The organism is Dechloromonas sp. A34 (assembly GCF_026261605.1).
In the GTDB taxonomy this organism is placed as follows: domain Bacteria; phylum Pseudomonadota; class Gammaproteobacteria; order Burkholderiales; family Rhodocyclaceae; genus Azonexus.
In genome coordinates this window covers 4,440,289-4,454,452 of sequence record NZ_CP102486.1, presented here as the reverse complement: position 1 = coordinate 4,454,452, position 14,164 = coordinate 4,440,289, and the positions used below count along the sequence as shown (strand labels likewise).

General features: G+C 63.4%; 16 protein-coding genes. 10 read left to right on the top strand and 6 right to left on the bottom strand.

The genetic code is table 11. The annotated features are described in order from the left end of the window. Positions 1–7 precede the first annotated feature (7 nt). Positions 8–319 (bottom strand): DUF2282 domain-containing protein, encoded by a 312-nt coding sequence (locus tag NQE15_RS22150; protein ID WP_265944861.1) that lies wholly within the window; start codon positions 317–319, stop codon positions 8–10. A gap of 675 nt (positions 320–994) precedes the next feature. Between NQE15_RS22150 and NQE15_RS22145 the strand changes: the two genes are divergently transcribed. Continuing rightward, the gene (locus tag NQE15_RS22145; protein WP_265944859.1) at positions 995–1,201 is read left to right on the top strand and encodes a hypothetical protein; all 207 of its coding nucleotides are present in this window, start codon (positions 995–997) and stop codon (positions 1,199–1,201) included. Between the two features lie 258 nt (positions 1,202–1,459). Further along, positions 1,460–1,948: a hypothetical protein gene (locus NQE15_RS22140; RefSeq protein ID WP_265944857.1), complete on the top strand. Its 489-nt coding sequence runs from the start codon at positions 1,460–1,462 to the stop codon at positions 1,946–1,948. Between the two features lie 54 nt (positions 1,949–2,002). Here NQE15_RS22140 and NQE15_RS22135 read toward each other — a convergent pair whose 3' ends face one another. Next, entirely contained in the window at positions 2,003–2,380 is a 378-nt protein-coding gene (locus NQE15_RS22135) for a hypothetical protein (RefSeq protein ID WP_265944855.1), read from the bottom strand. Positions 2,381–2,541: 161 nt separating this feature from the next. Between NQE15_RS22135 and NQE15_RS22130 the strand changes: the two genes are divergently transcribed. Beyond that, a complete protein-coding gene (locus NQE15_RS22130; protein ID WP_265944853.1) occupies positions 2,542–3,984 on the top strand; it encodes a permease in 1,443 nt (480 codons plus the stop codon). A 10-nt stretch (positions 3,985–3,994) separates the two neighbouring features. Next, positions 3,995–4,231 (top strand): thioredoxin family protein, encoded by a 237-nt coding sequence (locus NQE15_RS22125; protein WP_265944851.1) that lies wholly within the window; start codon positions 3,995–3,997, stop codon positions 4,229–4,231. A 21-nt stretch (positions 4,232–4,252) separates the two neighbouring features. Here the strand turns inward: NQE15_RS22125 and NQE15_RS22120 are convergent, their stop codons facing one another. Beyond that, positions 4,253–4,435: a hypothetical protein gene (locus NQE15_RS22120; protein ID WP_265944849.1), complete on the bottom strand. Its 183-nt coding sequence runs from the start codon at positions 4,433–4,435 to the stop codon at positions 4,253–4,255. Between the two features lie 122 nt (positions 4,436–4,557). Continuing rightward, a complete protein-coding gene (locus NQE15_RS22115) occupies positions 4,558–4,920 on the bottom strand; it encodes an EF-hand domain-containing protein (protein ID WP_265944847.1) in 363 nt (120 codons plus the stop codon). A gap of 322 nt (positions 4,921–5,242) precedes the next feature. Here NQE15_RS22115 and NQE15_RS22110 point away from each other — a divergent pair, with 322 nt between their 5' ends. Together NQE15_RS22110 and NQE15_RS22105 are read left to right on the top strand one after the other, a co-directional pair. Then, positions 5,243–5,926, top strand: a complete 684-nt coding sequence (locus NQE15_RS22110; RefSeq protein ID WP_265944845.1) for a response regulator transcription factor — start codon at positions 5,243–5,245, stop codon at positions 5,924–5,926. Between the two features lies 1 nt (position 5,927). After that, a complete protein-coding gene (locus tag NQE15_RS22105) occupies positions 5,928–7,031 on the top strand; it encodes an ATP-binding protein (RefSeq protein WP_265944843.1) in 1,104 nt (367 codons plus the stop codon). Positions 7,032–7,040: 9 nt separating this feature from the next. Here the strand turns inward: NQE15_RS22105 and NQE15_RS22100 are convergent, their stop codons facing one another. Then, a complete protein-coding gene (locus NQE15_RS22100) occupies positions 7,041–7,748 on the bottom strand; it encodes a winged helix-turn-helix domain-containing protein (RefSeq protein ID WP_265944841.1) in 708 nt (235 codons plus the stop codon). Positions 7,749–7,932: 184 nt separating this feature from the next. Further along, positions 7,933–10,140, bottom strand: a complete 2,208-nt coding sequence (locus NQE15_RS22095; RefSeq protein WP_265944839.1) for an SLC26A/SulP transporter family protein — start codon at positions 10,138–10,140, stop codon at positions 7,933–7,935. Between the two features lie 158 nt (positions 10,141–10,298). Between NQE15_RS22095 and NQE15_RS22090 the strand changes: the two genes are divergently transcribed. From NQE15_RS22090 to NQE15_RS22075, 4 genes are read left to right on the top strand one after another with little or no spacing between them, the layout of a single operon-like run. Continuing rightward, on the top strand, positions 10,299–10,790 hold the full coding sequence (locus tag NQE15_RS22090; RefSeq protein ID WP_265944837.1) for a DUF3124 domain-containing protein: 492 nt from the start codon (positions 10,299–10,301) through the stop codon (positions 10,788–10,790). 10 nt (positions 10,791–10,800) lie between these two features. Beyond that, a complete protein-coding gene (locus tag NQE15_RS22085) occupies positions 10,801–11,841 on the top strand; it encodes a potassium channel family protein (protein WP_265944835.1) in 1,041 nt (346 codons plus the stop codon). Positions 11,842–11,887: 46 nt separating this feature from the next. After that, the gene (locus NQE15_RS22080) at positions 11,888–13,165 is read left to right on the top strand and encodes an MFS transporter (RefSeq protein ID WP_265944833.1); all 1,278 of its coding nucleotides are present in this window, start codon (positions 11,888–11,890) and stop codon (positions 13,163–13,165) included. A gap of 48 nt (positions 13,166–13,213) precedes the next feature. After that, positions 13,214–14,116, top strand: a complete 903-nt coding sequence (locus NQE15_RS22075) for a CHASE domain-containing protein (protein ID WP_265944831.1) — start codon at positions 13,214–13,216, stop codon at positions 14,114–14,116. The last annotated feature ends 48 nt before the right edge of the window (positions 14,117–14,164 follow it).

Sequence of the window (14,164 nt, the reverse complement as noted above, 5' to 3'; positions counted from 1 at the left end):
GGGGGAATCAGGCCTTCTTTTCCTTGAATTCGGCCAGTTGGCCATGCCCGGTCGGCGAGGTCGGCGATGCCGTCTTTTCGCAGGTGCCCTTGGGAACCAGAGACCACGCGTTGCCCTGGTAGTCGATTTTCGAGGTGCCGGCGCAGCTGGTTCCGGCACCGGCCTTGCAGTCGTTCTTGCCCTTCATGGCGACGCCGAAGCATTTTTCCTTGTCGGCCATCTTGTCGGCGGCGCTGGCCGGCGTGGCGGCCACGGTCAGGGCGGCGCCCAAGGCAAAAGCAAGGGAGGCAGCGGTCAGCGACTTGTTCGTGGTGTTCATGGTGATTTCTCCTGGTGAGGTTGGGATTCCGTTGGTTCGCGCAGTCAGCAATAACTCGGCTGCTGATCGTTAGTCGGCACCAGGGGCGGGTTCTTACACGCCGGCTGAAAAAAACTGATGCGGGCTGCTGATGTCCCGGCCGCGCCTTTGTTGCCATTCTCTGGCCGTGGGCCGCCCGATCATCTTTCGGCGTCTCGTCATCAATAAGTTCAGCAGCTACAAAGCAAGAAGCCCATGCGTTTTATGCATGGGCTTCGTCAATCTTCAACCTCGGCACTCATGGCCTTGGAATTCGGCTATTTGCCGTTTGGGTGCTACTCAGTCTTCTCAAGAAACTGCGGTGGACTATCAACCATAGAGTCTCCGGTTATCCAAAAAAACCACCGTTCTGATCGAACCTGCAACTAGCCAGAACGCGATTTCAGAGTACTCCTTTGAGGTCGAAAGTCCAGTTCTATTTGAACGGATTTTGCAGGGCTGATAAGCCCCAGGAGAGCCTCGCCAAGGCACAGTCCTGGTACAAAGGGTTGCAATGCCTATGAAGTCTCGCTGCACGTTTGGTGTGAAGATAACCCTTCTGTTTATTTGAGAAGTAAATTCGAAAAACTCTGTTTCAACCTTTGATCAAGGTAAGTAAGATTGTTCACGCAACTACCACATGGGAGGTTTGTCCGAATGAAAGTGAAGTCTTCAATCGAACGCGGTGCTGAGTATCTCTGCACCAAACTGGGTGATGTAGTAACTGCCATTGAGCAAGTTGCCGTGGTCAAAGGTTTGGCCATGTGGGAAGTAGAACGAAAGCTCGGCGCAGGGATTCGGAAGCGACTGATTGTTTCCGAACGTTCCTTGGTGCCGCCGCAATTATCTACTGCCGGTGCCTAGGCTAGAGTCCAAAGCTGCACTACAAAGCAAGAAGGCCAGCATCGTTGCTGGCCTTCTTGCTTTGTAGCGCCACGCAGTTGGCGTGGTCGATCAAACCTTACCCGAAAACAGGTGACAAATCGGGTTTTGAATTTTGACGACTGACAGTCCTTGCGCAAACCTGTGCGACTCGTGCATTCATTGATTTCGATTAAGGCCGGAAAGTACATGCCTGATAAAAATGGTCAGGTATATGGACGGTGTCTGAAAGGAACTTAAATGAAAATGAAGCGCTTGGTGTCGTTGGCCGCATTCGCCTGCATTCTCGTTATCTCGGTTGGTCAGGAAGCCTTGGCGGCCGAGCAACATCATCATGGCGACGGCGCCAGCGCCGGGCAACAGCTGCAACTGAACGCCGGCAAGAAATGGGCAACCGATGCGCCCTTGCGCCAGTCGATGACGGCGGTCAATCAGGCCATGGCGAAGGCTCTGCCGTTGATTCACAAAGGACGTTTTGGAGATGCCGATTTCGCAGGCTTGGCAGCGACCATCCGCCAAAAAGTGGCCTATGCAATCGAACACTGCAAGCTTGAACCGGAGGCCGATGCGATGCTGCATTTCGTCATCGCCGAACTGATGGCCGGGGCGGATGCGATGGACGGAAAAATGGCCGACTCAAGGCACGACGGGGCGGTTCGCGTTCTGCAGGCGCTGAGGTCCTATGGAAAGTATTTCCAGCATCCCGACTGGAAAGCCGCTAAAGCTTGAAATTTGGACATTCAGCTGGGAAGTGGTGAACGGCCAACAACAGCTAAATGCCCGTCAGCCCTTGCGCTGGCAGAGCTCGGCGAAGAGCTGGAAGTCCTCGACGTAGGCGGCACCGGCAAACGGCTTGCCGGCCAGCACCTGTTGCTCGCGGAACGAGTGCGCCATCTCGGCCGGCATGTCGATGTAACGGACGAACTTGCACTGGAAATTCAGGGATTCTTCACTCTCGGTGGCGATGCTCCAGACCGGGATGCGGCGTTTGTCACAGGCGATTTCACCGACAGCAACGAGCGGCAGGCGTTGCGAAATGCTGTTTCGCAGATACGACCAAAGCGAGGTGGTGGGCTTGCTAAGGGACGCAGCCTGTTGTGACTGGCCAAAAAGGGTGTTGTGGCCAGCGCCGGCGATCGCTGGATTGGCGGATTTGTTCATGGTGGACTCCGTATTTTCTTTAGGTTAACCAAGCCCAAACGCGAATGACAGTTCGCGATCGCGCCAGGCGCGCAATACTTCACAGCAGGCGTAAAATTTACCTAATGTCATGAGGTGTCGGGCGGCTCTGCCGCCTTTCCCCGGACGCCCAAGGAGTCGCCATGGAAATGCTGATTGCCGTCTTCCAGAGTGGCCTGGCCAGTCTGGCCTCCTATCTCGCTGCGCACGTCCTGCTCTGCCTGGTGCCGGCCTTCTTCATTGCCGGCGCGCTGTCGGCGCTGGTCCCGCAGCAGGCGATCATCCGCTTTCTCGGGCCGGAAGCGCCGAAGTGGGTGTCCTATCCGGCCGCAGCCGGGGCAGGCAGCCTGCTCGCCGTCTGCTCGTGCACCATCCAGCCGCTGTTCGCCGGCATCTACAAGAAGGGCGCCGGGCTGGGGCCGGCGATCACCTTCCTGTTCTTCGCGCCGGCCGCCAACATCCTGGCGCTCTCCTACACCGGCGTCGCGCTCGGCGCGGATTTCGCCATTGCCCGCGTCGTGCTCGCCCTGTCCTTCGGTATCGGCATCGGCATGATCATGGCCATTCTGTTCCGCGAAGACGATACGGCACGGCTGGCCAATACCCCGAGCTTTGCGGCGGGCGAGGGCATTTCGCGGCAGACCCTGGTTTTCCTCGGGGCGCTGGTCGCGCTGCTGATCGCCGGCACGCTGAAGGTCGAGTGGCTGAGCGCGATCTGGTTCAGTCTCGAACTGCCGGCCGGCGCCGCGCCGGGCGTGCAGGCGGTGCTCGATCGCTGGGTGCCGGTGGATCCGGCGACCGGGGCCGAAGGCCTGAGTTTGCAAGGCCTGATCCTGATCGGCCTGCTCGGGCTGATCGGCGCTACCGCCTGGCGCGGCCTGGGCCTGGTCGATAGCGGCTTCAACCGGCTGACCTGGGCAGTGCTCGGACTGAGCGCGCTGACCCTGGCTTTCGCCGCCCTTGGCATGCGCGTCACCGAACATGGCCTGCTGCTCACGGTGAGCGGGCGGACCGTCGCCGTGAGCCTGCTCTGCGCGCTGTTATGGCCGCTGGCCCGGCGCTTCGCGGCCTGGGACATGCAGCAGTGGCTATGGGAAACCTGGCGTTTCGTGAAGCTGATCTTTCCGCTGCTCATCGTCGGCGTCTTCCTGGTCGGGATCATCCGCTACTTCATCCAGCCCGAGTGGATCCAGGCCGTGGCCGGGGCCAACACCGTGGTTGCCAACCTGGCCGGCGTCGTCTTCGGCGTCTTCATGTATTTTCCGACCCTGGTCGAGGTGCCGATCGCCAAGATGTTCCTCTCGCTCGGCATGCACCCGGGGCCGCTGATCGCCTACCTGATGGCCGATCCCGAACTGTCGCTGCAGAGCATCCTGATTACCGCGGCGATCATCGGCAAGCTCAAGGCCTGGACCTACGTCGGGCTGGTTGCCGTGTTCTCGACCCTGGCCGGGCTGACCTACGGCGCCTGGGTCGATGGCACCTCGTTACTGCTTCTGGCGCTGCTGGTCGGCGGCTTCGTCGCCACCCTGATCGGCGCGCTGCATTTGATTGGCCGGGGCAGACCGTTGCCGGCCGCACGATAGGGAGATTGCCATGTTGATAAAGATTCTCGGCAGCGGCTGTGCCAAGTGCCAGCGCCTCGAACAACTGACCCGCGAAGTGGTCGCCGAACTCGGCCTGACGGCAAGCTTCGAGCATGTCCGGGACATGGAGCAGATCATGGCCTACCCGATCATGACGACGCCGGCCCTGGTGGTGGACGAGGCGGTCAAGGCCTCCGGCCGCATCCCGAGCAAGGAAGAAATCGCCGGCTGGCTGCGCGCTGTCTGAGCGCAGCCCGCTGGCGGCGGCTCAGGCCGAGACCGAGAGCAGGTTGGCGAGGCCGGACGATGCGCTGTCCTGGCCGCTGCCGTAAGCGTGCATCAACTGCATGATCTTCATCATGATCTTCGCCTCGTCGCTGTCGGCGGTGCTCTGGGTGGTGCCGGCGGAAGTGCTGTCGGCGCTGTCCTGGCTAGCCTGGTCGTAGGCCATCGCTTCCTGGAAGCCGACCTTGCCGTCGCTGTTGCTGTCGGCCGCCTCGAAATTCTCGACGACCTTGTTGAGCAGACTGGTCCGGGTGCTGTCGCTGCTGTCGGCGCTGGCCAGTTGGTCGGTCAGTTCGTCCTTGGTGAAGCCGGCGTCGTCGCCCGGGGCGGCGGCGGGGGCATCCCGGCCATACCCTGCGGTCCGCCGTGGCCGCCCATGCCCTGCATCCGCGACTGGTTGAACTGGCTGTCGAGTTGTTCCTGCAGCTTGGCGAGGACGGTGGTCAGTTCGCTTTCCGTGACCTTGCCGTCGCTGTCGCCGTCGAGCGCCGCGAAGACATCGTCGGCGCTGGTGCTGTCGCTTTTCTGGCTGGCGATGTTGCTGAAGGCCGAGGCCAGGTCGCTCTTTTCGATATAGCCCTGGTTCTTGGTGTCGAGACGCGAGAACAGCAGGCTCGCCATTTGGGATGATTGGTTGATGCCACTCACCATGATTTGCTCCTTGAATGGAAGTTGAAAAAAACCGGTCCGTGACCAGGTGCCTTACCTTGTGCAAGTTATCGGCCTAAAAGCGCCTTTCGTGACGGCGGTTTGGGTTAAGCGGAGTAAAACTTTGTTAAGAAAAAGCGCCCGGAAAGGCAGGTGGCACCGTGGTTTGCCGAAAATGGCCGGGATTTTTCCGGAAGCGCGGCAAGTTCTGCTGGCCGGCAATTTTTGCCAGTGCCGGCGGCTGGGTAAAAGTCTGTAAAAGTGCTGCCCGGCGGCCGGTGCTTTGGCTATCATCGGACGTTTGAACCGACGAATGGAGCGGCGCATGGCGGCAGTCCTGCTGGTCGATGACGATGTCGAATTAGCCGAGATGTTGGGCGACTACCTGGCGCAGGACGGCTTCGTCGTGACCACGCTGCACGACGGGGCGAGCGCGGTCGAGGCGGCGCTGTCCGGCAGTTTCGACATCGCGGTACTCGATGTGATGATGCCGCGCATGTCGGGGATCGAGGCGCTCGCCCGCATCCGGGCCGGCTGCGCCTTGCCGGTCTTGATGCTGACCGCCAAGGGCGACGACATGGATCGCATCGTCGGCCTCGAACTGGGCGCCGACGACTATGTCCCCAAGCCCTGCCAGCCGCGCGAACTGGCCGCCCGCCTGCGCGCCATCCTGCGCCGGACGACGCACGCCATGGAGCCGGCCAACGCCCCGCTCGTGGTCGGCGCCCTGTGCATCCGGCCGGAGTTGCGCCGGGTGGAGTTGAACGGGGTGGTGGTCGAGCTGACCAGCACCGAGTTCAACCTGCTCGAAACCCTGGCCCGCCATGCCGGGCGCCCGGTCAGCAAGAGCGATCTGTCGGAACAGGCGCTCGGCCGGCCGCTGGTCCGCTTCGACCGCAGCATCGATGTCCATCTGTCGAGCATCCGCCAGAAGCTCGGCACCCTCGCCGACGGGCGGTCGTGCATCCAGACGGTCTATCGTCAGGGCTACCAGCTGATTCGGGAATAACGTGGGGCGACTATTCTGGAAGTTCTTCCTGTGCATCTGGCTGGCCCAGTTGGCGGCGGTTCTGGGCACCGGGGCGCTGTTCTGGATGGAGCGTCAGCCGGGGGCCGCCAACCTCCGGCTTGACGGGCACCCGCCGCCCGATTTCCACGAACGCCCGCCGCCGGAATTTGCCCAGGCCAGGCCGCCGCGGCCACCGCACGGCCTGCCGCCGAGCGGGCCGCTGCCGCTCCTGCCGGTGATTGCCGGCCTTTTCGCCAGCCTGCTCTGTGCCGGCGGTCTGGCCTGGTACTTCGCCAAGCCGATTCGCCACCTGCGCAATGCCTTCGAGGCGGCGGCCGGCGGCGACCTCGCCGTGCGGGTGACGCCGAGCATGGGTGGCCGGCGCGACGAGTTGGCCGATCTCGGTCACGATTTTGACCGCATGACGGCTCAGTTGCAGGCCGTGATCGACGGCCAGAAACGCCTGCTGCACGATGTCTCCCATGAAATGCGCTCGCCTCTCGCCCGGCTGCAGGCGGCGATCGGCCTGGCCCGCCAGCAGCCGGGGCGTACAGAGGATTCCTTGCAGCGCATCGCACGCGAAGGCGAACGCATCGATCAGCTGGTCGGTGAGTTGCTCACCCTCTCGCGGCTCGAAGCCGGCGTCACCGGCGAGCTGGAGAACGTCGAGCTGGGCGAGCTGCTGGCCAATATCGCCGAAGATGCCCGCTTCGAAGGCGCGGCGCGCGGCATCACGATCGATTTCGTGGCGGGGGCGACGGCCGAAGTGCGGGCCAATCCGGAACTGCTGCATCGCGCCCTCGAAAATGTCGTGCGCAACGCCCTGCGCTATTCGCCGGCCGGGGGCGTGGTGCAAATTGCCGGCCAGCGCACGGACAACCAGGTCTTTCGGATCACGATCACCGACCAGGGGCCGGGCGTTGCGGCGGCCGATCTCGAGGCCATCTTCACGCCCTTCTTCCGCAGTGAAGGGCAAGGCGCGGCGGGCGGCTACGGCCTGGGTCTGGCCATCGCCCGGCGGGCGATCGCGGCGCTCGCCGGTCAGATCAACGCCCGCAATGGCAGCGCTGGCGGCCTGATCGTCGACATCAAGTTGCCGCTGTAAAGCGCGCCCTCAGCCGGCGTCGACCGCGGCGATGAAGACATAGCCCTCGGAGCGCAGGGTCTTGATGAAAGCGCTGCCATTCTGCTGTTTGCCGAGAATCCGCCGGATCTGGCTGACATGAACGTCGATGATGCGGTCGTAGGGGAGATATTCGCGTTTCAGGGCGCGTGACAGCTGTTCGCGCGACTGCGGCTCGAACGGGTGGTCGAGGAAGGCGCAGAGCAGCGCATAGGCCGGGACGCCGAGCGGTGTTGGCGTGCCGTCGGGCCCAATCAGTTGGCGCGCGGCGGTGTCCAGTGTCCACTGGCCAAAGCGCAGGCAGCGCATTTCGCTGCACGGCAGTGGCGCCGGCTGTTCCGGGCTGGGCCGGAGGAGGTGGCCGATACGGGCGAGCAGTTCGTTTTTGTCGCATGGCCGGGCCAGGAAATCGAGCGCCGCGATAGTGTCGCCGGCCAGCTGCTTGAGTTCGTCACAACCGGAAGCGTGAATCAGGACCGGAATTTCCGATTTCCGGCGCAACTGGCCCAGCAAGGCCAGCAGCTCGGTATCCGCCATGCCGAGGCCAAAAATCAGCAGATCCGGCCGGGTTTCGAGCAGCGACCACATTGCCGGAACGTCTTCGGCGATCAGGTTGGCGATCCCGGCCGACGCCAGCGCCGCACCCAGGGCCTGGCGGGTGGTGGGATCGTCGTCAACAATAAGCGCAGTCTGATGCATGGCCCTTCTTTATGGTCAGGCAATAATCGAGCGCGAATTGTAATTCACGGAGATTTACGCAATTAATGTTTAAGGCATTTATTGTGATGTTGTTTGACTAATATCAGAGGTTTTCATGGAAGAGGCCATTGGTGGTGTTTCTATGCAATGAAGTTTCGACAAACCCAGTGTTGCCAAGCATCTTCTAATACTCCTGTAGCATGGCAATTTCGGTGTCGGCGTGACGCAGGCGGAGCGCCAGCGAACGGGCCAGGGCGGTGAGCAGCGTGACGGCCAGCCGTTTGTGCTCGTCGGCAAGCAGACTGAATTGCTCCTGCGAAAGCACGAAAAATTCGGTTTCGGTGGCGGCAACCGCGTCGTCGCCCCGCGGCCGCCCATCCAGAAAAGCCAGGCCGCCGAAGAAGTCGCCGCGGCCGAAGCTGGCGATGTGCCGCGTCCGCCCGGCGCCGAGCGGTGCGAAGATCCTGACTGTGCCGCGCCGGATCAGATAGATCGCATCGCCCGGTTCGCCGCGCGAGTAGATCGTTGCGCCGGCCGGATAGGTCCGGCGCTCGAGACGGGCATCGAGATCGGCCAGGGTGTCGTCCTTGCGGTTCTTGAACAGTTCCATCTCGGCCAGTTCGAGCGGCGTTTCCGGTGCCGGCTGGAGCTGTTCGACTTCGCCGAGCAGGCGGTCCTCGACCCATTCGATGGCGCTGTCCAGTTCCGGGAAGAGGCGCACGGTATCGGTATTTTCGGTAACCCCGGTCTGTTCCAGGAACTCCCGGAGATTGCGGCCGTTGGGCAGGTTTTCGCGGACATTGGAGAGCAGCAGCAAGGCCTGGCGCTCAGTCAGCGCGTCGCGTACCTGGCGGAGCATGTGGGCGGCGGTGACATCGAGCGACTGGATGCGCTTCATGTCGAGAATGACGAAGTTGCGGGTCTTGAGCTCCGGTTCGAGTTCGCCGTAGAGCTGCTGGGTGGTGCCGAAGAACAGGCTGCCCTGCAGTTCGAAGATCACCGCCTGGTCGCCCTTTTGTTCGAGGATGCGGGTTTCCGATTCGGGGCGGTGCCAGTTCGAGGACATCTGATTGACGTAGAACTTGTGGCGCACCACCGAACCGCCGATCTGTTCGCGCAGGAAGAGGATGATCGCCATCGCCACGCCGACCCCCGAGGCAGCGATCAGACCGATGGTCAGCGCGACGACGACGACGGTGACGACCACCGCGAAGTCGAAGACGGTGGCTGGGGACTGGATGAAGCGTAGCGGCTCGCGATCGATCATGCGCAGGCCGACGGCGATCAGGATGCCGGCCAGCGCCGAGACCGGGATCCAGGCGATGAAATTGCTCAGCACCAGCGCGAAGATCAGGGCCGAGATGCCTTCGACCAGGCCCGAAGCGCGGGTCGTCGCGCCGCTCGACAGGTTGACCAGGGTCGCCCCCATGGTCCCGGCGCCCGGGATGCCGCCGACCGAGGACGAGGCGACGTTGGCGATGCCCTGAGCGACCAGTTCGCGATTCGGGTCGTGCCGGCTGCGCGTCATCTGGTCGAGCACGACGCAGGTCTTCAGGGTGTCGATCGAGAGCAGCACGGCCAGGGTCAGCGCACTGCCGAGCAGAGCGGCGACCTGAGCCAGGCGGACATCGCCGATTTCATGCCAGCGCCCGGTGATCGAGTCCAGATAGCCGTCGCTGCTGGCCCCCAACGGGCCGATGATCAAAGGATTGCCGGCCAGTTCGAACAAGCTCTCGTCCTGCAGGGCGAGGCCGAAATAGGTGGCCGTGCCGGCGGCGATGCCGAGGATGGTGCCCGGTACCCTGCGCGTGATGCCCGGGCCAAGTAGCATGGCGAGCATGGTGGCGGCGCCGACCGCGACGGCGCGCCAATCCCAGAGCCAGGGCGAGACCAGGCTGTGATACCAGGTGGTGCCGGCCTCGGTGCCGACCAGCTTGCCGATCTGGCTGCCGATGATGATCAGGCCGACGCCGGTCAGGTAGCCGCTGACCACGGGGTAGGGGATGTACTTGATCAGGCGGCCGATGCCGACCACACCGAACAGCACCTGGAACAGCCCGGCCAGGATGCCGAGCATGAGCAGCATCAGGATGATGTTGCCTTGCGGTACGCCGTCGGCCACCAGCCCGATTGCGAAGGCCGAGAGCACGGCGGCGGCAGGGGCGCAGGGGGCGCTGATCAGGCGGTCGGTGCCGCCCAGGGTCGAGGCGATCAGCCCGATCACCGTGGCGCCGACGATGCCGGCCAGGGCGCCGAGGGCGGCGTGAGCCGGGGCGATGGCCGAGTAGATGGTGACGCCGAAGGCGATCGAGGCTGGCAGCGCGACCAGCATGGCGGCCAGGCCACCCCAGAAGTCGCCCGACATGTGCAGTGACTTGAAGAACTCCCGCATGCTTCCCTCCGTGCTTGCGTTTTGCCCTGATGGTAACGCTTCTCGGGCTGCCGTGTGGCGGATCGCGGGCCGCGTCGGCATCTTTCGGCGCTTTGCCGGGGGCTGTGGCAGAATCCGGGGGCCGCTGCGTCATGCGGCTCGAGAACAAAGGGGAAGAAATGAGTGATCGGGGATTGGGTCGGGCGTTGTTCTGCGCCCTGGTTTTTGCCCTGGTGGCGGTCACCGCCATCGCCCAGGAGGCGCGGCCGCTGGTCAAGGCCCAGACGCTCTACCTACCGATTTACTCCCATATGCTTTACGGCAACCTGGGCAAGAGCGGCAAGGCCTCGCATGTCCTGTTATCGGCGTTGGTCAGCATTCGCAATACCGACGGCAAACGGCCGCTACGCGTGCTCTCGGCGCGCTATTACGATACTCATGGGACGCTGCTCGGGGAGCGCGTGCCGGCGCCGGTTACCTTGCCGCCTTTCGGCACGCTGGAACTCTTTGTCGATCTGAACGACGCCTCGGGCGGCTCGGGAGCCAATTTCGTCATCAAGTGGGATGCCGAGCAGCCGATCAACCCACCTCTGGTCGAGTCTCTGCACGTCAACATGGATGGTGGCAAGGCGGTCGTCTTCATGACCCAGTCTGTGCCGCTCAACGACTAGGCCGCGCGCCGTGTCCGTTATTAACCCGTCGCAGACCGGCTACATCGTCCGCCTGGTCTATGTCGCCCTCGGCATGCTGTTCGCCGTGCACCTCTTCGGCACGGTCGGCTACATGGTGCTCACCGAGAGCAAATATTCCTGGTTCGACTGTTTCTACATGACCTTCATCACCGTCGCCACCATCGGCTTCGGTGAAATCATCGACATGTCGAGCAATCAGCCGGCACGGATACTGACCGTGGTGATCGGCATCCTTGGCGCCGGCAACCTGTCGCTGCTGTTCTCGGTGGTGACCGTGGCGCTGCTCGAAACCGACCTCAATGGCACCTTGCGGAGAAAACGTATGGAAAAAACGATCAAGAAACTAAAAGGCCATTACATCCTCTGCGGCTTCGGTCGGGTGGGCCGCAACATCGCCCACGAACTGGAAGCCACCGGGCGCCATTACGTGGCCATCGACGAAGACCTCGCACGCCTCGAGGAATACAAGGAAAGGAACGTCGGCCTGCTTTACCTGCATGGTGACGCCAGCGACGACGATATCCTGCTGGCGGCCGATCTCGAGGATGCCAAGGGGGTCTTCGCGGTGACCGGCGACGACTCGCGCAACCTGATGATCGTCATCACTGCCCGCCAGCTGAAGCCCGGCGTGCGCATCGTGGCGCGCTGCCAGGAGACGCGCAACATCGAGAAAATGCGCAAGGCCGGAGCCGATGCCATCGTCTCCCCGGACTTCACCGGCGGCATGCGGATCGCTTCGGCGATGATCCGGCCGCATGTCGTTTCCTTCCTCGACGAGATGTTGAAGTCGGACAAGAACCTGCGGGTCGAGGAACTGCCGATCCCAGGCGGCTTCATTCCCAAGCCGCTCGGCACGCTGAAGTTGCGCAGCGCCAATTACGTGCTGCTCGCCGTGCGCGAGCGCAATGGCGACTGGCAGTTCAATCCCGACAAGGATTTCCTGCTCAAGCCCGGCTTCATGCTGATCGCCATGGCCAATTCGGTCGGCCGGCTGGAGATCGAGACCTTGCTCATCGAGATGGCCTCCTGACCGCCCCGGGTCCGACCCGCCGGCAACATCGCGAAAAAGGCAGCGCATGAAAAGCTTGACCCCGGAACAGATCCGCCATCGTTGGCTGGCCCTCGGCATCGTCGCCCTGGCCTACGTCCTGTCCTTCTTCCAGCGCTTCGCCCCGGCCGGCATCGCCCAGGATCTGGCTGCCTCGTTCCAGACCTCGGCCGCCTCGCTCGGCATCCTCGCCGCCACCTATTTCTACGTCTACACCGTGATGCAGATCCCGACCGGGATTCTGGTCGATACCCTGGGCCCGCGCCGCATCCTGGCCCTGGGCGGAATTGTCGGCGGACTCGGCAGCTTCCTCTTCGGCTTCGCGCCTAGCCTCGATCTCGCCCTGGTCGGCCGGACCCTGGTCGGGCTCGGCGTGTCGGTCACCTTCATCGCCATGCTCAAGTTGGTCGCCGTGTGGTTCGAGGAGGAGCGCTTCGCGACCATGGTCGGTATCTGCATGCTGGTTGGTAATCTTGGCTCGGTGCTGGCCGGCGCGCCGCTCTCGGCACTAGCCCAGGCTTCCGGCTGGCGCGGCGTGTTCATCGGCGTCGGCGCCGTGTCGCTGGTCCTCGGCGGCCTGTGCTGGTTGATCGTCCGCGACAGCCCGGCGGCGGTGGCCGGCAGGGAACGGCCGAAATTCGACCGGACCGCGGTGCTGTCCGGCTTGGTCTCGGTCCTCCGCAACCGCGATACCTGGCCGGCTGCGCTGGTCAATACCGGCATGTCCGGCTCCTTCTTCACCTTCGCCGGGCTGTGGGCGACGCCTTATCTGATGCAGGTGCACGGCATGGCGCGGGCGGTGGCGGCGACCCACCTCTCGCTGTGGTTCGGCGGCTTCGCCGTCGGCTGCTTCTTCATCGGCACGCTGTCCGACCGTCTTGGCCGGCGCAAGCCGGTGCTGATCGCTTCCTCTCATCTCTATGCAGCGATCTGGCTGATCATCCTGTCCTGCGTGACGATGCCGCTTGCCGTCTCCTATGCGCTTTTCGCGCTGCTCGGCCTGGCGACGGCCGGATTCAGCCTGAGCTGGGCCTGCTCCAAGGAAGTCAATCCACCGCTGCTCTCCGGCATGTCGACCAGTGTCGCCAATATGGGCGGGTTTCTGGCTGGCGCCTTGTTGCAGCCGCTGGTTGGCTGGGCGATGGATCTCGGCTGGCAAGGCGACATGGTCGGCGGTGCCCGTTTCTACGACGTCGCCACCTGGCGCAGCGGCGTCGCGCTGGTCGCGCTCGCCGCCATCTTCGGGGCGGCCTCCTGCTGGTGGGTGCGGGAAACCCGTTGTCGTAATATCTGGAAACCCGGCTAGACTGGAATCAGGATGTTCACGGGGGCGACGGTGATTTTGCGATACTTGTTGTCCGCAGATGGGGATGCGCAGGGGCGGCGGCGCGCGGCGCTGGGTGCCGCGATTGCCGGCTTGCTGATCGCCCTGCTCGCCGGGGCCATCGTTTGCGGCATCGAGCGTGGCGCCCATCAGCAGCGCGAAATCCAGGTGCGCCAACTGGCCACGGCTGTCGCCCACGATCTCGGCGGACGGCTGGATCGTTCGCTGTCGGCCGCCATCGCACTCGGCGCCGTACTTCGTCAGGGGGGCGGCAAGATCGACCACTTCAAGCGTCTGGCCGGCGAACTGATCAATCAGTTCGGCGGCATCAGTGCCCTGCAGCTGGCGCCCGCCGGCACGATCAGCGAGGTCGAGCCGCTGGCCGGGAATGAACGGGTGATCGGCTTCAGCCCGCTGACCGATCCGCTGCAGGGGCCGGAAGCTCGCCAAGTCGTTGCCCAGCGCCAACTCGGGCTGACCGGACCCGTCGAATTGCGCCAGGGCGGGATCGGCGTGGTCGGCCGGAACCCGGTATTCCTGCGCGATGACGAGGGCAACGAGGTGTTCTGGGGACTGGTCCAGGTGCTGATCCGGGTACCCGACCTGCTGGTGATGACCCGTCTCGACGCCATCGAACAAGCCGGCTATCGCTACGAACTCTGGCGTTATCGGCCGGGGACTAGCGAGCGGCATGTCTTCGCCCGCAGTTCGGATCAGCCGCTGGAACAGCCGGTCAATATTCCGATCGCGGTTCCCAACGGTGAATGGGTGTTGAGCGTGGCTCCCGACGCCGGCTGGCATTCCCTCGAAGATTTTCTGACCGATGGTGCGGTGGTGCTGGTGATCGCGCTACTCGGAACACTGACCGCGTATCTTGGCTTGCGTCAGGTGCAGTTGCTGAACCGCCAGGCCGGACGGCAGTCCGTTTCGTAGGGGCGGGCGATTCCTTGCGTCCGTTAGTTAAATTAGAGTATTCTTATA